General features: G+C 59.6%; 15 protein-coding genes. 12 read left to right on the top strand and 3 right to left on the bottom strand.

Features of this window, described 5'->3' with window-relative positions:
• Positions 1-20: 20 nt before the first annotated feature.
• Positions 21-800, bottom strand: a complete 780-nt coding sequence (locus tag Q0897_RS14830; RefSeq protein ID WP_299310167.1) for an IS6 family transposase — start codon at positions 798-800, stop codon at positions 21-23.
• A gap of 174 nt (positions 801-974) precedes the next feature.
• Positions 975-3,413, bottom strand: coding sequence for a TonB-dependent receptor (locus tag Q0897_RS14825; protein ID WP_299310166.1), 2,439 nt, complete (start codon positions 3,411-3,413; stop codon positions 975-977).
• A 299-nt stretch (positions 3,414-3,712) separates the two neighbouring features.
• Here Q0897_RS14825 and Q0897_RS14820 point away from each other — a divergent pair, with 299 nt between their 5' ends.
• The 10 genes from Q0897_RS14820 to Q0897_RS14775 all read left to right on the top strand — a co-directional run bounded on the left by Q0897_RS14820 (position 3,713) and on the right by Q0897_RS14775 (position 15,409).
• A complete protein-coding gene (locus Q0897_RS14820) occupies positions 3,713-5,266 on the top strand; it encodes an MFS transporter (protein ID WP_299310165.1) in 1,554 nt (517 codons plus the stop codon).
• A complete protein-coding gene (locus tag Q0897_RS14815; RefSeq protein WP_299310164.1) occupies positions 5,263-5,973 on the top strand; it encodes a CoA transferase subunit A in 711 nt (236 codons plus the stop codon). The genes Q0897_RS14820 and Q0897_RS14815 overlap by 4 nt, the downstream gene beginning before the upstream one ends.
• A gap of 26 nt (positions 5,974-5,999) precedes the next feature.
• On the top strand, positions 6,000-7,436 hold the full coding sequence (locus tag Q0897_RS14810; protein WP_299310163.1) for an NAD-dependent succinate-semialdehyde dehydrogenase: 1,437 nt from the start codon (positions 6,000-6,002) through the stop codon (positions 7,434-7,436).
• A 43-nt stretch (positions 7,437-7,479) separates the two neighbouring features.
• Entirely contained in the window at positions 7,480-7,917 is a 438-nt protein-coding gene (locus Q0897_RS14805) for a zinc ribbon domain-containing protein (protein ID WP_202085314.1), read from the top strand.
• Positions 7,914-9,092, top strand: coding sequence for a transporter (locus tag Q0897_RS14800; protein WP_202085316.1), 1,179 nt, complete (start codon positions 7,914-7,916; stop codon positions 9,090-9,092). The genes Q0897_RS14805 and Q0897_RS14800 overlap by 4 nt, the downstream gene beginning before the upstream one ends.
• Before the next feature lies 1 nt (position 9,093).
• Entirely contained in the window at positions 9,094-10,626 is a 1,533-nt protein-coding gene (locus Q0897_RS14795; RefSeq protein ID WP_299310162.1) for an AMP-binding protein, read from the top strand.
• A 65-nt stretch (positions 10,627-10,691) separates the two neighbouring features.
• Positions 10,692-11,423: a helix-turn-helix domain-containing protein gene (locus Q0897_RS14790; RefSeq protein WP_202085319.1), complete on the top strand. Its 732-nt coding sequence runs from the start codon at positions 10,692-10,694 to the stop codon at positions 11,421-11,423.
• A 168-nt stretch (positions 11,424-11,591) separates the two neighbouring features.
• Positions 11,592-12,773 carry a cytochrome P450 gene (locus tag Q0897_RS14785; RefSeq protein WP_299310161.1) on the top strand — a complete coding sequence of 394 codons (1,182 nt, stop codon included), beginning with the start codon at positions 11,592-11,594 and terminating at the stop codon, positions 12,771-12,773.
• A complete protein-coding gene (locus Q0897_RS14780) occupies positions 12,770-13,861 on the top strand; it encodes an aldo/keto reductase (protein WP_299310160.1) in 1,092 nt (363 codons plus the stop codon). The genes Q0897_RS14785 and Q0897_RS14780 overlap by 4 nt, the downstream gene beginning before the upstream one ends.
• Positions 13,862-13,957: 96 nt before the next feature.
• Positions 13,958-15,409: an aldehyde dehydrogenase gene (locus tag Q0897_RS14775; RefSeq protein ID WP_299310159.1), complete on the top strand. Its 1,452-nt coding sequence runs from the start codon at positions 13,958-13,960 to the stop codon at positions 15,407-15,409.
• Here the strand turns inward: Q0897_RS14775 and Q0897_RS14770 are convergent.
• The gene (locus Q0897_RS14770) at positions 15,394-16,152 is read right to left on the bottom strand and encodes an IclR family transcriptional regulator C-terminal domain-containing protein (protein WP_299310158.1); all 759 of its coding nucleotides are present in this window, start codon (positions 16,150-16,152) and stop codon (positions 15,394-15,396) included. The two genes, Q0897_RS14775 and Q0897_RS14770, sit on opposite strands and share 16 nt — an antisense overlap.
• Positions 16,153-16,403: 251 nt before the next feature.
• Here Q0897_RS14770 and Q0897_RS14765 point away from each other — a divergent pair, with 251 nt between their 5' ends.
• Positions 16,404-17,513 carry an aromatic ring-hydroxylating dioxygenase subunit alpha gene (locus Q0897_RS14765; protein ID WP_299310157.1) on the top strand — a complete coding sequence of 370 codons (1,110 nt, stop codon included), beginning with the start codon at positions 16,404-16,406 and terminating at the stop codon, positions 17,511-17,513.
• The gene (locus tag Q0897_RS14760; protein WP_299310156.1) at positions 17,431-19,002 is read left to right on the top strand and encodes an aldehyde dehydrogenase family protein; all 1,572 of its coding nucleotides are present in this window, start codon (positions 17,431-17,433) and stop codon (positions 19,000-19,002) included. Before Q0897_RS14765 ends, Q0897_RS14760 begins: the two co-directional genes overlap by 83 nt.
• Positions 19,003-19,094 lie beyond the last annotated feature (92 nt).

Genomic DNA, 19,094 nt, shown 5'->3' with positions numbered 1-19,094 from the left:
CATCATTACCACGAGGCGGATCACCTCCGGCGAAGAATGGAAATACCGGAACGGGTTGGCTGGTTTCTTGGCTCGGGGCATCCGCTTCTCCTACCCTGCGCTCCACAATTTGCCAGAGGTACAATCCTTCTGACAGTGCCGTCGGATGACTTCCGGCGAAGAATGGAAGTACCGGAACGGGTTGGCTGGTTTCTTGGCTTGGGGCATACGCTTCCCCTACCCCGCACCGCGGCTTTTGCCAGAGGTACCATCCTTCTGACAGTGCCCAGATGTGAGTTTTCGGCTCGATTGTTCGCGAAGCGGCCTGTTTCTTGCTTTGCAGAATTTCCAAGTTCGGTCAGTGCTGCCGTGTAGGAGCGAAGTCCGTCGGTCGTGATGACTTCGGGCGAACCGTGGCGCTTCAGCGCTTTCTTCATGAAACGCAGAGCGGCGGCCTTGTCCCTCGTTTTCGTGGCGTAGCTTTCGAGCACTTCACCTTCATGATCGACGGCACGCCAGAGGTACATCATCTCGCCATTGATGCGGACGTACATCTCATCGAGGTGCCAGTTCCAATGGCGAAAGCCGCGCATCCGATTTACCCGCTGGCGGCGGATGTCCGCTGCGAACATTGGACCAAACCTGTTCCACCAACGCCGCACCGTCTCGTGGCAGATGTCGATTCCGCGTTCCGACAGAAGATCTTCCACGTTTCGCAGCGAAAGCGGGAAACGGACATACATCATCACGACCAGTCGGATGACTTCCGGCGAAGAATGGAAATACCGGAACGGGTTGGCTGGTTTCTTGGCTCGGGGCATCCGCTTCCCCTACCCTGCACCGAGGTTTTTGCCAGAGGTACAATCCTTCTGACAGTGCCCTCGGGACATCCGCTTCCCCTACCCTGCCCTGCCCACCATAATCTGCCAGACGTACCATCCTTCTGACGTTGCCCGTCCCGGAAGATGATCTCACCAAAGCCCTATGCCGGCACCTCAATTTCCGAAGCGATATGTCGCGCGTAGCCAGACTTGGCGACCACGACTGGTAACCGCCACTGTGTCCGCAAGCACGGTTCCCGTACCACCGGGCGCGCTGCCCGAGAAGGGGTTCCCAGCTGAGCGCGTGAAATACCGTTCGTCGGTAAGGTTGCGGCCGAGCAGGGACAGTTCCCACGTTTCACCAGCATCCTTCAGCGTCAGGCCGGCATCGAACAGCTGATAAGCTGGCTGGCGTCCGCCCGGCGAGCTGATGACATCCGTGAAGAAACTGTCGGTGAAGAAGAAATTGCCAAGCAATTCAAAGCGCATGCCGGAAAATTCGGGCGTTTCGTAGTTAACGCCGAAAGTGCCGGTCCAATCCGGGGCGCGGACGAGCTCGGTGCCTGACAGGTCCGTCAACAAGGCAGCTTCGCCGGTGAAACGGTTTACCTGAACCTGGCACTCCGGCGCCGGCAGGCCGGAATAACAGATGCTCTGATAATCGGTGTACTCGCCGTCGAGATAGGACAACGCACCATTGAGCGACAATCCATCGAGGGGCGTGCGGTAGGTGAAGTCGAATTCCGCTCCGCGAGTCCGCACTTCACCCGCATTGCGAAGTTCCTGCGTCACGCCGACCAAGACCGCGACTTGCAAACCCGTCGTTTCGTAATCGAAAACCGCGAAATTGGCGAGCAGATCGCCATCCAGCAGTGCCGCCTTCACACCCCCTTCGAAACCGGCGATCTCCTGCTGCCCGTAGCGCGGATCTATCAGGCTTTCGAGATTGCCGCGCGCGTTGATCGACGAGGTCGTATTCGGGTTGGTCGCGTTGAAGCCACCCGACAGAAAGCCCTCCTTGTATGACCCATAGATGGTCAGGTCCCGCGAGGGGCGATAGCTGAGCGTGACCTCGGGAGAGACATTGTCGAACTCGATCTCGCGCGGCGCTTCGATATTCAGGAGGTTGTCGAAATCGCTCGACAATGCGGACTCGAACACTGGCAGCGATTTCTCTTCCTTGGAATATCGCGCACCTGCCGATAGCTCGAAGGAATCTAGGAACTCATAGGAAACCTGGCCGAAGATCGAATAGGCGGTGCCGTTTTGAACGTAACGATAGTTCGAGCGCGGAAACGGATTATAAGCGTTGAAAGATACCAGCGCCTGCGCTTCGCCTCGTGAATCCTGGATGAGTCCGCCGACGAGGAAATTGAAAGGCCCGTCAAGATCCGAGGTCAACCGGATCTCTTCGGTCACTTCGCGAATTTCGAGGTCTGCGTATGCCGGCAGAAACGTAAGCGGAATGCCATTCTCGAGGAAATTCGCGGTGAAGCTTCCGACATAACTATTACCCGCATCGTAGAAGCCGGTGATCGACGACAGGGTAAAGGCGTCGCTTAGCTGGTAATTCATCTCGAGACTGGCGAGAGTTTGCTGGCTCTTCAGATACGTTTCCTCGCCAAAACGGCTGTCCAAATTCTGAAAGTTGGGTCCGATGTTGTCGGTGGCCGTGACCCGGCCATCGGCCACGCAATCTTCCGGCGTATCGTAGCCAGCCGGCGTTCCCTGCGGTATTCCGAGCGGACAGTCGACGAATTGCAGGACATCCGTCGAACCCGATGTGTTCGAACGGTTATGCGCCACCTTGAACCGCGCATCGAAACGGTCGCCGGGTTCGAACAGCGCCGTGGCGCGGGCAGCGTATTCATCGCCATTGGGCACGCGGCGATCGAAGGGCACGAATACGTTGGCGCCGCCGTCGGGCGCGACGTTGCGTATGTCACCTTCGGAATGGCTATAGAAACCTGCGAGCCGCACACCGAGCGTATCGGTGACGGGGCCGGAGACGTAGCCTTCTGTACGAATTTCGTCGGCTTCGAATTCATAACCGGCGATGATGCCGGCTTCGAAATAGCCTTTGGGATCGTTCGTGCGGGTCGTGATGATGCCCGCGGGGCTGTTCTTTCCGAAGAACAGCGACTGCGGCCCCTTCAGCACTTCGATCTGGGCCACGTCGAACTGGCCAAGACGACGCACCGAGGACCGCGCAACGGGCACGCCATCGATATTGAACGAGACGGCCTGATCGGCAAACGGATTGGCATCGACGCCGGACAGGCCGCGTATCGCAACAATGCCGCCTTGCGGCGAGGACGTGGCTTCGCTGGTAATGAGGGTCGGAACCGCCTGCGCCAGCGAATCGACCGAATTGATCCCACGCGCCTGCAACTGGTCGCCGCTGATGGCCTGGATCTGCACGGGCGCGTTGATGCTGGTTTCCTCGCGTCGGCGGGCCGTGACGATGATGGCGTTTGACGAACCATTCGACCGACCGACTTCCGCTTCTGGATCAACCGCTTCGGATTCGGAAACCTGCGCTGCCGCGGGGAGTGCCGTTAGCGCGAAGCAACCAGCGGATGACAGCAGCAAAGTTCTGGTGAATGCTCTCATGTTTTCTCTCTCCTTCTGACACCGCAGCCTTCACGGACCGCCGTTTTGTGATGCCACGATTGCCTGCCCCGACCCGCCTGTCAACATTTGAGAATATCGTTCTTTATAGAGAATTCAGGTGAGCGCCGCCCGTGGAGGAGGATGCCATCTCCAAGGTTTACACGGGGATGAACTTCTGTATGATGAACACCATTCTCTATTCCGAATGGAAAGAGCGGCGTCACCGGGGAGAGGCAGATGACAAGGAATAGCGCCCGACGGCGGCTGAATCGTCAGATCATCCTGTGGTGGATGGCCGCATGAAGTTCGGTGAAATCTCGCGCGAGCATCCTTCGACCGCCTATCGCAACTATGTGCTGGGTGTGTTTTCGCTGATCTACGCGCTCAACTTCATCGATCGGCAGATCATCAGCGTTCTCGCTCTCGACCTAAAACGCGACCTTGGCCTTTCCGATGCCGATCTCGGTTTCTTGTACGGAACAGCGTTCGGCGTGTTCTACGCCCTGTTCGGCATCCCCATGGGTCGCCTTGCCGATAGCTGGAACAGGATTCGCCTGGTTACGATCGGATTTGCGTTCTGGTCGTTGATGACGACATTGTCGGGCTTCGCCCGTACCGGAGTGCAATTGACGCTCGCCCGCATCGGCGTGGGTGTCGGGGAAGCAACCGCGTCGCCGTGCGCATATTCGTTGATCTCCGACTACTTTCCGAAGAATCGGCGCGCGACCGCGATCGCGCTTTATACCGCCGGAATGTATATCGGATCGGGCGCGTCGCTGTTCATCGGCGCGAAGATTGTCGAGGTATGGAACGACGCATTTCCCGAAGGCTGGCAAGGGATCGTCGGGTGGCAGGCTGCCTTCATGGCAGTCGGACTGCCCGGTCTTGCGCTCGCATGCCTGGTCGCCACGTTGAGGGAGCCGGTTCGCGGCCTGTCGGATGGGATCGAACAGCCTCCCGTGGAGCGTCCCTTTCGCGGTTTCCTCGATGAATTGCTGACCATGGTCCCACCGTTCTGCCTGTTCACGGCGGCGCGCCGCGGGCGCGGACCGCTGTTGGTCAACATTGCCGCGGCCACGCTCATTTCGTTGATAGCACTGGGTCTGATCGCATGGACCGGCGACAAGCTGCAATGGGTCGCCGTTGGTATCGGCGTATATGCTATCTTTAGCTGGGTTGCCGCCCTCAAGAGCCGTGACCGTCCTGCATGGACGCTCATATGGAAGACGCCGTCTTTTCTTTATCTCACCATCGGCCACGGACTGACATCATTCGTGAACTATGCGGTGATCTTCTGGTCATTGCCTTACGTCGAAAGTGAATTGGGTGCGGACCGCGCCGAGGCCGCCTTTTTTATCGGCGGTGCTGGCGCGGTGGCGGGCTTCGTTGGCCTGATTTTCGGGGGACGCTTCGCCGATTTCCTGAGGGAACGCCATCCCTCGGGCCGCGTGATGGTGATGATCGCGGGCGCGATCCTTCCGTTCGTCCCGTTGACCGTGATTTTCACCACCGGAAGTCTTGGCGTGTTCTACGTCCTCTATTTTCCGATGATCCTCTTCGGTAGCATCACCTTGCCGGCGGCAGGGGCCACCTCGCAGGATCTGGTGCTTCCACGCATGCGCGGATTGGCATCTGCGACGTTCCTTCTATCACTCACCATGATCGGTCTGGCCCTTGGTCCCTATTCGGTTGGAGCCATCTCTTCGGCCACCGGTAGCATGTCCACGGCCATTCTCTCGCTCATGGCGGTGCTACCCGTATCGATCCTGATGTTCGTCCTCTTGTACTTACGCTTGCCAAAAGCTGAGGAAACCCTCGTCGAGAGAGCCCGGCAAGCCGGAGAACAATTATGAGAAACAAGGTAATGGACAGCGCCGATAATGCGCTGAGCGATCTGTTGAAAGATGGCATCACGCTGATGTCGGGCGGGTTCGGGCTATGCGGCAATCCCGAAACCCTGATCGAGGCTGTTCGCGCATCGCAGGTGAAATCCCTGACCGTCATCTCCAACAATGCAGGTGCCGATAACTTCGGCCTGTGGGCGCTGCTCGAAAACAAGCAGGTGAAGAAAATGATTTCTTCCTATGTCGGAGAGAACAAGCTGTTCGAGCAGCTTTATCTTTCCGGCGCGCTCGAGCTTGAACTCAATCCACAAGGCACCTTGGCGGAACGCATTCGCGCAGGGGGTGCCGGCATTCCGGCATTCTATACCCGGACCGGTGTCGGCACAGTGGCGGCCGAGGGAAAGCCGACCGAGGTTTTTGACGGGATCGAGTATGTCCGCGAACGTTGGCTCAGAGCGGATGTTGCATTGGTCAAAGCTTGGCGCGCAGACCCGGAAGGAAACCTGGTTTTCCGCAAGACCGCTCGCAATTTCAACCCGATAATGGCCACCGCCGGCAAGGTCACGGTGGTCGAGGTGGAGGAACTGGTCGAGGCCGGCTCGCTCGACCCCGATTTCATCCACGTGCCCGGCATTCATGTCGACCGCATCGTGATGGCGACAATAAACGAAAAGCGCATCGAGCGTCTTACCGAGCGAACTCGGGAAAGCGCCTAACCCAAAGATTACAGGATACCCAGACCATGAACGATTATTCCAGCAAGCTCGGCCTCTACATCGGCGGCGAATGGCTCGGCCCCGGGGGACGCGACACGACGCAACCCCGCAATCCGGCCACCGGCGAGGTGATCGGTGAACTGCCGAGCGCCAGCCATGATGATCTGGACCGCGCCCTGCAGGCCGCCGAAGAAGGGTTTGCGCAGTGGCGCGACACCTCCGGAACGGAGCGGGCCAATGTCCTGCGGAAAGCCGCCGCGCTCTTGCGTGAAAGGGCAGACGACATCGCCCGCATCGCGACCATGGAACAGGGCAAGCCGGTGGCCGAGGCAAAGGGCGAGCTGGGCCTGACCGCATCGCTGATCGAATTCCATGCTGGCGAAGCGGAGCGCATCTACGGCCGCGTCCTGCCTCGTCCGACGGGCTCCCGTTCGCTCGTACTGCACCAGCCGATCGGCGTGGTGGCAGCATTCTGTGCCTGGAACTTTCCCATACTCAACCCGGCGCGCAAGCTTGCCCCGGCTCTGGCGGCGGGCTGCTCGATCATCCTCAAGCCAAGCGAGGAGACCGCCGGGAGTGCGATCGCGATCATGCGTTGCTTTGAGGATGCCGGCCTTCCCGGCAAGGTCGCGCAGATGGTGTTCGGCGTGCCTGACACGATTTCGCGCCACCTGCTTGCCCCCCCCGTCACCCGCAAATTGAGTTTCACCGGATCGGTGCCCGTGGGCAAGCATCTGATGAAGCTCGCGGCGGACACGGTCATGCGCTCCACCATGGAACTGGGTGGGCACGGGCCGGTACTGGTGTTTGACGACTGCGATCTGGACAAGACTCTGGACATGTTGGTTCCGCACAAATTCCGCAATGCCGGACAGGTGTGCATCTCGCCGACCCGTTTCCACGTACAGGAAGGTATTTACGAAAAATTCGCGCGCGGCTTTGCCGAGCGCACGAGCGCGCTGAGGGTCGGATCCGGTTTCGAGAGCGAAACGCAAATGGGGCCGATGGCCAATGCGCGCCGGCCCGAAGCAATCGATGCCATGGTCGAGAATGCCCGTTCCGAAGGTGCGACAGTGCTCACCGGAGGAACGCGCGGCGCGAACGGGCGCGGCTTTTTCTACCAGCCGACCGTGCTGACCGACGTGCCCATGACTGCCAGGCTCATGAACGACGAGCCATTCGGTCCGGTCGCCATGATAAGCCGCTTCGCGAGCGACGATGACGCAATAGCCGAAGCCAACCGCCTGCCCTACGCCCTGGCAGCCTATTGCTTCACGGAAAACGGCCGCCGCCAGAACCGCCTGGGCGACGAGATCGAGGCGGGAATGATTGCTGTGAACCAGCTGGCCCTGAGCTGGCCCGACAGCCCGTTTGGCGGGATGAAGGACAGCGGCTTCGGATCGGAAGATGGACCCGAAGGGGTAATGGCTCACCTGGTTACCAAGACATTTCACATGAAATGACCCGCTCGGCACCAGACGACCAGCGCAGGACAGGAGAGAGATCATGACAGACCAACCACGCATCGCCGGAGGCATCGGCGCCGATGATCCCTTCTGGGATGCACTCGAAGAAGGCCGTTTCGTCGCACCGAAATGTTCCTCGTGTCATCAGTGGATGTGGCCCGCGCATTACCGGTGCGGCAAATGTGGATCCTGGGATCTCGATTGGGAAGAGATCGAGATGACGGGCACGCTTTTCACCTGGACGCGCAACCATGCTGTATCCGAAGTGGTGAAGGAACGCCGTGAGGACACGCCTTTCGTAACGCTTCTCGTCGAGCTTCCGCAGGCGGGCTCGATCCGTATTCCCGGCGTGCTGGAAGGCGATGAAGACGGTCTGGCGATCGGCGCCCGGCTTACGGGTCGTATCAGGCCGGGTGACGAAAAGTCGAAAGGCTACGCCACCGTGGTCTGGCATCTTGCGGAAGGAAACCGTGCATGAACACCGCAAACGCATTTCGAGGAGCCGCCGCTGTCGTCGGTATCGGTCAGACACCGTATTACAAGCGCGGAACGTCACCCGATGGCGAAACGAAGCTGGCGCTCCGGGCCATCATAGCCGCAGCCGAGGATGCCGGGATGGATCCGGCGGACATCGACGGTTTCGTATCCTACGGGTCGGAGCGCAATACCGGCCAGAAACTCATGCCCGCGCTCGGCACAAAGGATATGCGCTTCGCGGCACTCGCATGGACGCATGGTGGCGGCATTCCCGCCGCCTTGTTGCTGGCCGCGCAGGCCATTCATTCAGGCCAGGCCGAAGCCGTCGTCGTTTATCGCGCGATGGCGGAGCAGAGTAACCAGCGCTTGCAGGTCGCCGTGACGCAGGGGGATACGCCGGCACAGTTTCTGGCCAACGGGATCGATATGGTCCTGCAGCGTTCCGCCATGCGCAGCCAGCGGCTCATCGAGCACCACGGCGTCCCCGCCTCTACGCTGGAGGCGATCGCGCGCGCCGGATACCATCACGCGCGGAACAATCCGGGCGCCGCCGGTCACGGGCAGCCCTTGAGTCACGAGAAATACCAGGCATCGCGTTTCATTTCCGAACCGTTGCACCTGTTCGATTGCTCCCGCGAGAACGACGGCGCGGCCGCCGTCATACTGGTTTCCGCAGAACGGGCGAGGAGCATGAAGCAGAAACCCGCCTTCCTCCTGTCCTGCCCGATGGGTGCAGAAGCGCAGTCGTCATCGGGATCGCTGGAGGACAATCACGAGCCCTACGTCAGTGTCGGCATGATCCATCTTGCCAAGCGCCTGTGGGAGGAATCAGGATACGGCCCCGAAGACGTGGACGTTGCCCAGATCTACGAGAACTTCACCGGCATGGCCGTGGCCTCGATCATCGATCACGGCTTTTGCACGTACGAAAACGCAGGGGCGTTCATCACACTGGACAATCTGACTGCACCGTCCGGCGCCTTGCCGATCAACACGTCGGGCGGAAACATCGCAGACGGTTTCATTCACGGAATGGGGCTGGTGCTCGAAGCGGTCCGTCAGATCCGCGGGACATCGACAAATCAGGTGCCCAACGCGAAACTGTCACTGATGGCAGGCGGGCCTGGAGACTCCGTGACCAGCACGGCGCTGTTCGGAAGCGAGGAGACGCTGTGACATGAGCCAGATGGGATTGATACATGACGGGCTGGACTACTGGGCGAGGCGCACCCCTGAAAAAATGGCCTTCTCGTTCGACGGGGAGGATGCCCTCACCTACGGCGAGCTCGCCAAATGGAGCGACGGTCTGGCGGAGCATTTGCAGAGCCAGGACGTCCGGCCGGGAGACCGCGTAGCAATTGCAGCAGCCAACTCGCTGGAATGGATCGCCAGCGCCTTTGCCATTGCCAAGTCCGGCGGCATCATCGTGCCATTCAATGACCGGCTTGTGGGACTGGAACTCCACTACCTCGCCTCGGACAGTGATCCGCGCCTGATAATCGCGGATTCCGAGCGCGCCGAGCGAATGGTGAAAGCGGGCGTGACCGCAACCATCATGCCCATCGACCATGTCTCGCAATTTCGCGGCGGCGCCACCGACGGATGGCAGCAGGTCCGCCGGGAGAGCGAAGATGTGGCGATGATCATTTTCACCAGCGGCTCCACCTCCCGGCCCAAGGGAGCCATGATGACGCACGGGAGTTATCTCCTGAAGTTCACCGAGATGCTGCTGCTCGACAATCGCATCGGCGCCGAAACCCGATCACTGATGCCCTTCGGTCTTCATTCGTCGCCCGGACTGCCCTGGGGCCAGATGTTCACGACCATGGTCGGCGGAACGCTGTATTTCACGCAGAAATACTCGGCCGAGAAAAATTTGCGACTGCTCGCTCAGGAGCGGATCACATTCTTCATTGGCGTGCCCATGATCTATGATCAATTGGCCGATCTGCCTCAATTCGCCGATGCGGATCTATCGCATTTGACTTTCGCCCGCATCGGCGGCGCCACACCCACCAGGGAAACGCTCGCGCGCTGGATGGAAAAAGGCATCGCCCTGCGCCAGCTCTACGGCATGTCCGAGGTTGGCGGAGGTGCCATCATCGCCAGCGAAGCGGAAGCACGTGCCCGGCCCGACAGTTGCGGCCGCGGCCTCGCTCTGTCGCGCTTCCGCATTCAGCGTGACGACGGGAGCCCATGCGATCCTGGCGAAGCGGGGCATATCCTGCTCACCGGACCGGGTTTGATGAAAGCATACTGGAACAAGCCCGAAGAGACATCCGCTGCATTGCAGGACGGATGGATGCATACAGGCGATATCGGCATGGTCGATGAGGAAGGATATTTCCATTTCATCGACAGGTCGAAAGAGATGATCAAGTCTGGCGGCTTCAACGTTTCTCCCGCCGAGATCGAAGGCATCATCTCGCAGCATCCCGCCATTGCCGAGGTCGCCGTTTTCGGCGTGCAGGATGCCGATTACGCAGAAGCAATTTTCGCCTGCGCGCGTTGCAATGCTGCGCTGGAAGAACAGGAATTGTTCGATTGGTGCGCGGAAAGGATGGCAGGATACAAGCTGCCGCGATATGTGGAATTAACGGATAAACCGCTCCCGCGGCTTGCAAATGAAAAAGTCGATCGACAACAACTCAAGCGAACCTATGCCGCCGTTTCCAACAGACGCGACAGACTAAGGTCCGGCATCGGATAAAAGCTGACGAAAGGGTCGGGATGGACGGCGCAAAGACAGGGAAGTTGGCCAAAAGGGTGGGTGCCGTGACGCAGGCATTCGCCCTTTTGCGGATACTTGCCCGAGCGGACCCACCACGCGGCGTGACGGCTCTGGCCAGGGCCGCCGATGTCAATCCGTCGACTGCGTTCAATATCTTGCGAACGCTTGTTTTTGAAAACGCGGTAACATTCGACGAGCGTACCAAAACCTACGCCCTGTCACGCGGCTTGCTCGAAATATGCGGCGGTATGGCGGCGCGATCCCTGGAGCAGGAAATGGTCGGCGATCTGCAGCGCATCGCCGACAGGACGACTTGCCTTGTGGGCCTTTGGCAATCGACCAATGGCAGGATGCAACTGGTCGAGCGGGCCGTGGCAAAAAGCCCGGTGCGGCTCGACATGCAGATCCATCAGAAACTGCCTGCGTTTGCCGGGGCGGTGGGGCGCGCCTGGGCTGCGGCCCAAGGTCTATCCGACGAAAAGCTTCGAGATGGCTTCGATGAAATCCGCTGGGACGGACCGCTCGATGGCGAGCGCTACATCGCCGAGGTGCAGATGGCGCGCGAGGCCGGATACGCGATTGACGAGGGTGCTTTGCATCCGGGCATCGTTACGGTGGCTGCCGTGATCGTGGACAGCGACGGGACGGTTACCCACGGCCTGACCGCCAGCGACATCGCGCACAGGCTGGATCGGGAGCGACTGAAGGAACTGGGCAAGGACTTGCGAGAGCTTGCCATTCGCTTCTCGGGATTTCCTTCCGATAATTCGGAATAGAGAATATTATTCTCAAATATTGACGGATCGCTTCCACACTGTGATTCTGACCATCAAAACATAGGCTACGGGCCGCCGATTTTCACGCGGCACCAAGAGCAAGCGATTGGAGAGAAAGCAGTGTCAGGTGGTGGAGCAAGCGGGCAGAAGGTCGAAATCCCGGCGCATGTGCGTGCAGATCAGGTTTACGAGTTCGACATCTATCAAGACGAACGTCTGCTGAAAAATCCTCATCTCGGATATTTCGAGATGGCGCGGGAGGCTCCCGAAATTTTCTATACCCCGCACAATGGCGGGCACTGGCTGGTGACGAATTACGAGTTGGTGACTCAGGTCATTAGCGAGCACGAGAGTTTCTCGAACAACGAGATCGAAGTACCCAAGACCGAGAGCCCGATCCGGGCCATCCCCATCAACCTGGATCCGCCAGCGCACACCCCCTACCGCAAGATGCTGATGAAGCACTTTACCCCGAAGGTGATCGCCGGCCTCGAGGACAAAATGCATCATTGGTCGAAGGAATTGATTGGCAAGGTGCAGGATCGAGGCGCGTGCGATTTCGCCACCGAACTGGGCGCGCTTTACCCCGTGACGATCTTCATGGAGATGGCGGGCCTGCCGCTGGACCGCTATGTCGAGTTCCGCAATCTGGTGACCGAATTCTTCGGCCAGATAACCAGGGAGCGCCGCATTGAATTGCAGCGCAAGATGCTCTCGGAATTGAAGGCTGTTTTCGACGATCGCCGCGAAAACCCGCAGGATGACCTCTTTACGAAGCTCGTGAACGAGGAAATTGACGGACGACCGCTGACGGAGGACGAGCTTCTCTCGATCGGCTTCCTTCTGTTCGTGGCGGGTCTCGATACGGTGGCGAATGCCCTGACCTTCGGTTTCAACCATCTGGCGCACAATCCCGCTCTCCAAGACCGGCTCCGGGAGAATCCTGATGATATCAAGGATTTCTTCGACGAGAGCATGCGTCGCTTCCCTGTCACCAATGGGGTCCGCCTGATCCGCAAGGACATGGAACTCGCCGGCGCTCATTTGAAAGCCGGTGAAATGATCGTCGCACCCATGACGCTCGCCGGGCTCGATCCGGAGGTGAATGACAATCCCACCGAGTTCGACATTGATCGCAAGGGGCGCAAGCATGTCGGCTTCTCGACCGGGCCGCATCTGTGTCTGGGGCATTGGATGGCGCGTGCGGAGGTGCGAATTTTCATCGAAGAATTCCTGACTCGCATTCCTCGCTTTCGCGTGAAATCCGGTTTCGAGGAAGATTGGCGCGCGGGCGTGGTGATGTCGCTGGAAAGCCTGCCGCTGGAATGGGAAGTTCCGGGAAAAGCGTGAGTAAGTCGATCATGTCGACCCGCCTGGATCATTACCGCCTGCTCGGGCATTCCGGACTTCGCGTATCGCCGCTCTGCCTTGGCACCATGACTTTCGGTGCTGCTGCAGACTGGCGAGCCGAGGAGAGCGAGACCGAGACCATGCTCTCCGCCTATGCCGAGGCGGGCGGAAATTTCATCGATACCGCAAATACCTACGGCGACGGGGAGAGTGAGCGTCTCGTAGGGCGCTGGCTCAAGGATCGGCGCGACACTATGGTCGTCGGCACGAAATACGCGGTGGCGCGGAAGAAAGGCGACCCGAATTCGGGCGGCAATCACCGCCTTTCCATGATCCGATCTGTCGAAGCCAGTTTACGCTCTCTTGGGACCGATCACATCGATCTGCTCTATCTGCACATGTGGGATTTCCGCACTCCGGCGGATGAAATCCTGCGCGCATTCGACGATCTTATCCGCGCCGGAAAGGTGCAATACATCGCCCTTTCGGACACTCCAGCCTGGGAGGCGAGCCGGATGCAGGCCATTGCGGAACTGCGCGGCTGGACAAGGTTCGCAGGATACCAGGCCGGATACAATCTTCTCGAAAGAACGGCGGAGCGGGATGTGATCCCCATGTGTCGCAAACTCGGCATCGGGGTGCTCCCGTGGTCGCCGCTCGCGGGCGGGGTCCTGACGGGAAAATACTCGCGCAGGCAATTGGACAAGGATGCGGATGCGCTAACAGGGCGCGGCCAGATTAACCGCAGTAGCAAGCGGCTTACCGAACGCTCCTTTGCCATCGCGGAAGTGGTAAGCGAAATTTCCGAAGAGCTGGGTCACACGCCTGCGCAGATCGCTCTGGCTTGGACGATGCGTGATGAAGCCATAACGGCGCCGGTGATTGGCGCGCGGACCGTAGATCAGATGCGTGAGAACCTCGGCGCTCTTGAGGTAGAACTCACAGCCGACGTGCTCACCCGTCTGGACGAGGTGAGCGCCATCGATCTTGGCTTTCCGCACGGCCTTCTGGCTGCACGCGTGCAGGAGCGACTGTTCGGTGACGCCGTGGTGGAGGCGCGCGATCGTCGCGCTGGCCGTGATGAGTGAGCGCGCGATCCCCGGCTCGCTCAACACAGGCTTGGTCGATACCATGGCAAGGACATGACAATGCATTTCGATCGTCACCCTCTCGCGCGGCCCGACATGCTCTACATCAACGGCGAATGGATCGCGCCGCGGCAAGGAGGGCGCATCACCGTGATCTCTCCCGCGACGGAAATGCCTTATTGCGAGGTGGCGGAGGCCGGCGTCGACGATATCGATCACGCTATCGGCGCGGCGCGCTCAGCGTTTGACGATGGGCCCTGGCCTCGCCTCTCTCCCGAAGATCGCGCCGATTACCTGATGTTGATCGCACGCGAAATCGACGCACGCGCAGCCGACGTCGCTGCGATCTGGCCAAACGAGATGGGCATCACGCATCAACTCGCGGAGGCTTTTGCCGGATCGATCGGAGACATTTACCGCGCTTACGCCGAATTGGCGCACAGCTTCGCGTTTCTGGAACCGAAAAGCAGCGCCATGGCCGATGCAGCCTTCATCGCGCACGAGCCGGTTGGCGTCGTCGGCGCGATCATACCTTGGAATGGCCCGATTTCCCTTATCGCGCACAAGGTTGCGCCTGCGCTGCTCGCAGGTTGTACCGTCATCATCAAAGCTTCTCCCGAGGCGCCTGGCCATGCGCTGCTGATGGCCGAAATCGCGGATAAAATCGGTTTGCCAGCCGGCGTGATCAACGTGCTTACCGCCAATCGAGAAGCGTCGGAAAAACTGGTGCGCGATCCTCGGGTGGACAAGATTGCCTTCACAGGCTCGACCGCGGCTGGACGAAAGATCGGGTCGATCATGGGCGGACGAATTGGGCGCCAGACCCTGGAGCTCGGCGGGAAATCAGCCGCCATCATCTGCGAGGATTATGACTTCGCAAAAGCAGCCGAAACGCTTGGCATGCGCGCCTGCGCTCTTACGGGACAGGTGTGCGCGTCGCTTACACGGCTCATCGTTCCTCGCGGTCGCCACGATGATTTCGTGGACGCTCTTGCCAGTCAGATGGCGAGCGTGAAGGTGGGCGATCCTTTTGATCGCTCTACCGGCATGGGGCCCCTTGCAACCCGGCGGCAGCGCGAACAGGTGGAAGGCCATATCGCACGAGCCATCAAGGATGGGTATGCTCCCGCCACAGGGGGTGGTAGACCGGGCCACGTCGACCGCGGATGGTATGTGGAACCGACCGTTTTCGGCAATGTGGACAATTCGGCGGCTATCGCGCGCGAAGAGATTTTCGGCCCTGTTCTCTCGGTCATTCCGGCTGACGATGAGGATCACGCTTTGCGTATCGCGAACGACAGCGACTTCGGCCTGGCCGGCGCCGTATTCACCAACGATGCGGAACGCGCCTATCGTATCATGCGACAGGTCCGAACAGGCACGATGAGCCAGAACGGGCTGAAACTGGACTTTTCCATTGGCTTTGGCGGTTTCAAGCAATCAGGCATCGGACGCGAAGGCGGGGAGCAGGGACTGCGCAGTTTTCTCGAAACAAAAACGCTTCTGCTTGATGCGCCGCCGACCGCCGCGGTTCAGTCGGCGGAATAATGCCGCGTAACGTCGGCGAGCATCTTGCCGGTCGCAGCTATATCGTCCTCGTTCAGCCGCTCGGCGAATTCGATCGCAGACAGGCCAAGCACGGGCTTGCCTTCTGTATCCGTCACTACCGAGGCAATTGCGACAATACCTTCGTAAAGGGCCCCACGATCAACGCCGTAACCCTGCTGTCGGGCAAGTTCGACGCTTTCAACGTAATCCGCCGGGGAAATGTCGCCTGCCCAGCGAAGCTTGCCGAATTCCTTTTTCAACGCAGCCTTTCCAAGACCATCCGCCGCTGCGGCAGCACGGCCCACAGCACCAAGATAACGCGGCATGCGCTGCGTGAGATCAAGGTCGAGACGAACGGGACGATCGCTCTGCGCGCGATCGAGCAGGATAAGCCGCGTCCCCATGACTTCCCAGAGCGCGATCAGCCGGCCGGTTTTCGCCGCGAGTTCGGGCAGCTCCGCACGTATCTTCTCGGCAAGGCTCGGTTGCCGCAAGGCGCCGCACAGATCAAGCAAGCCCGGCCCAAGCGAATATGTTTTCGTCGGCTCGTCAAACACCGTCAAAGTTTCGGCTGTCAGAGTGCGCAAAACATTGAATGCCGTGGAGGTGTTGATCCCGGCCGCGCGCGCTGCGGCGCTCACGCCCAACGGGGCGTCTGATTCCGACAAGGCTCGCAGAAGCCTGATGGTCTGCACCACAGCTCCTACCGGCTTGCCTTTTGGTTTTTCTGATGGGGCGGACATGATGCGCGAGAGCTATTGCGGTCCGCCACTCCGGTCAATGCGCAATATATTTTCTATCGAGAATGTTATTCTCAATGATTGACATTGGTGCGCAATCTTCGCCATTCCATAGCCCATAAATTCAAGAATAACCGCGGAATATGGAGGGGAACCCGATGGGAACACCTAGGAAACCAACATTGAACGATCTGAGCCCAAGCCAGATCGAGGACATTCGCAAGATACCTGCCCATGATGCGGGGCATGAACCGGTGCCGATCGCGGACTGGCTGAAGCCGGTGATAAAGAAGACACGTCCGGCCTCCATCTTTCTCGATCAGAAGCATTTCGATCTCGAGCAACGCTCCGTTTTCCGCCGGTTGCCGGTGCCGCTCATGCCTTCTTCGCGCCTTCCCGAGCCCGGATCCGCCGTCGCCTTCGATGGCTATGGCATGGCGCTACTGGTCGTTCGGGACAAGGAAGGCCAGATCGGACTGTACTACAACGCTTGCCAGCATAAGGGCTCCAAGCTGATCGAGGATTGCAAGGTCCACAAGCTCAGCCGGCTTGTGTGCCCCTATCACAGCTGGACCTACGCTCTGGACGGAAAGCTGCTGGGCGCCGCGCGAAGCGAGCTTTTCGAAGAGTTCGACAAATCGGAATACCACCTGCCGACGCTGCCGGTGCGCGAGCATGCGGGGATCATCTGGGGTGTTCTCGATCGCGCGATCGATCCCGACTGGAGCGGAATGGACGAAGGCTTTGCCATAGACATGCAGCATCTGGGCGTACCCGATGCCTATTTGTACGATACAAAGCGTTTCGATCTGAAGGCGAACTGGAAGCTCGTGCTCGAGCCTTTCATGGAAAGTTACCACGTGACGCGGCTGCACAGGGATTCGATCGGAGACCTGTTCAGGGACATGCCCGTCATCGTCAGCAAGCTGGGCCCTCATCAGCGCAAGGTCGCGGGCAAAGTCCAGTTCGAGCCGGAAATGATCGAGAACCGGGATGAGAACATCCACAAGACCGTCACCCATGCCTATCAGATTTTTCCGAACGCGGTCCTGATCACCAGTCCATACTATATCTCGATGATGGTGCTGATGCCCAGAGCGCCAGATCGCACGCTGGTCGATTACTACATGCTGCTGCCCGAGGAGCCTGTGACCGACAAGGCCAAGGACATCGCGAAGCGCTCCTATGACCTGGTTCTGGATGTGTTCGGAAACGAAGATTTCCGCGCTTCGCAGACCGCGCATGAAGGGCTTGCGTCAGGCGGCCTCGGCAAGCTGACCTATGGCGGGATGGAGAACACCATTCCGACCTATTACGATCAACTCGAAAGCCACTTGCTGGCCGACACCAAGCCGGCTTCCTGAAAGGCACGAGAGGTTTCATTCCATGTTCTTTGATCCCAGGTCTGTTCGCCCTTCGCCGGGGCTTTTCATCGGCGGCAGGCGCGTCGCCGGCGCCGAAACGCGGCAGGTTGCAAGCCCGTCGGATTCTTCGATCAGACTGGATGCCGGATGGGCATCGCAAGGTCAGGTCGATGAAGCGGTGATGTCCGCTCGGCATGCGTGGAAAGACAGTGGCTGGGGCACGATGGCGCCCCGCGACCGGGCGAAGATCCTGTATCGGTTTGCCGACCTTGTGGACGCTCATTCGGCCGAGATTGCCGCATTGGAAGCCATCGCCTCGGCGCGCATCTATTCGGAGGCAACGGCTCGCGATGTAAAGGTCGTTTCCGGTACGTTGCGCTTTTTCGGAGAGTACGCGGACAAGGTTGAAGGCCAGGTGACCGCGACGTCTCGAAGCTCCCTGTCCATGGTCGTGCACGAACCATACGGCGTGGTCGCGGCGATTGCCCCGTGGAACTTCCCTCTGATTCTGGCGGCATGGAAATTCGCGCCCGCACTTGCCGCTGGCAATGCCGTGGTGCTCAAGCCTTCGGAGCTGACCCCCTTCGCCACGCTGCGTCTGGCAGAGCTGGCCGTGGAGGCGGGCGTTCCGCAAGGCATATTCAATGTCATCAACGGCGACGGGAACGCAGGATCCGCGCTCGTCAAACATCCGGAGGTCGACTACGTCACCTTCACCGGCTCAAGCGCGACCGGCTCTCGCATCATGGCCGATGCCGCCATGTCCGGGCTCAAGCCGGTGAGCCTGGAGCTTGGTGGCAAGGGACCACAGGTGGTTTTTGCCGACGCACCCGATATCGAACGCCTCGCGCGGACGGTGGCCCGTGGCATCACCTATAATAGCGGGCAGGTGTGTTTTGCCGGGTCCCGGCTCGTCGTGGAGCGATCCGTCGCCGACAGGTTCATCGACCTGGTCGCCGATGCCATGACGGGACTGAAGCCCGGCGAGACCTGGTCGAAGGAAACGAGCATCCCGCCCATCATCAATGAAAAGCAGATCGAGCGCATCGACAGCATCGTGCGCGACAGTGTCTCGGACGGAGCGGAAATCCTGATCGGCGGCAGCCGGATCGATCACGACACGGCGCTATTCTTTCAGCCCACTGTCCTTCGCGGCGTCACCACCGAAAATCGCGCTTATCGCGAGGAAATCTTTGGCCCTGTGCTGGCCGTGCAGGAATTCGAGGATTTTGACGAAGCCATCGCTCTTGCAAACCATCCGGATTATGGACTCACGGCATCGGTGCATACAGCGGACATTACGCGGGCGTTCAAGGCGGCCCAGCGCATCGAAAGCGGCACGGTCTGGCTCAACGATTGGGGCCGCCGAACCGATCTGACCGCGCCGTTTGGCGGCTACAAGAAGTCGGGCATCGGCAAGGACATGGGTCGAGCGGGCTATGAAAAATACATGAAGTCGAAAGCGATCTGGCTCGAACTCGGTGAGTAATTCACCCGATTCCGAATTACTTTCTCGGTAAAGAATTCTTGTTCTGCGGTATCTTCAAAGAAGATTTCCCACCCGGTCAGCGTGTTACAGGA

It is taken from the genome of uncultured Croceicoccus sp., from assembly GCF_947496385.1.
Taxonomy (GTDB): domain Bacteria; phylum Pseudomonadota; class Alphaproteobacteria; order Sphingomonadales; family Sphingomonadaceae; genus Croceicoccus.
This window is presented reverse-complemented; position numbering and strand designations above follow the sequence as displayed.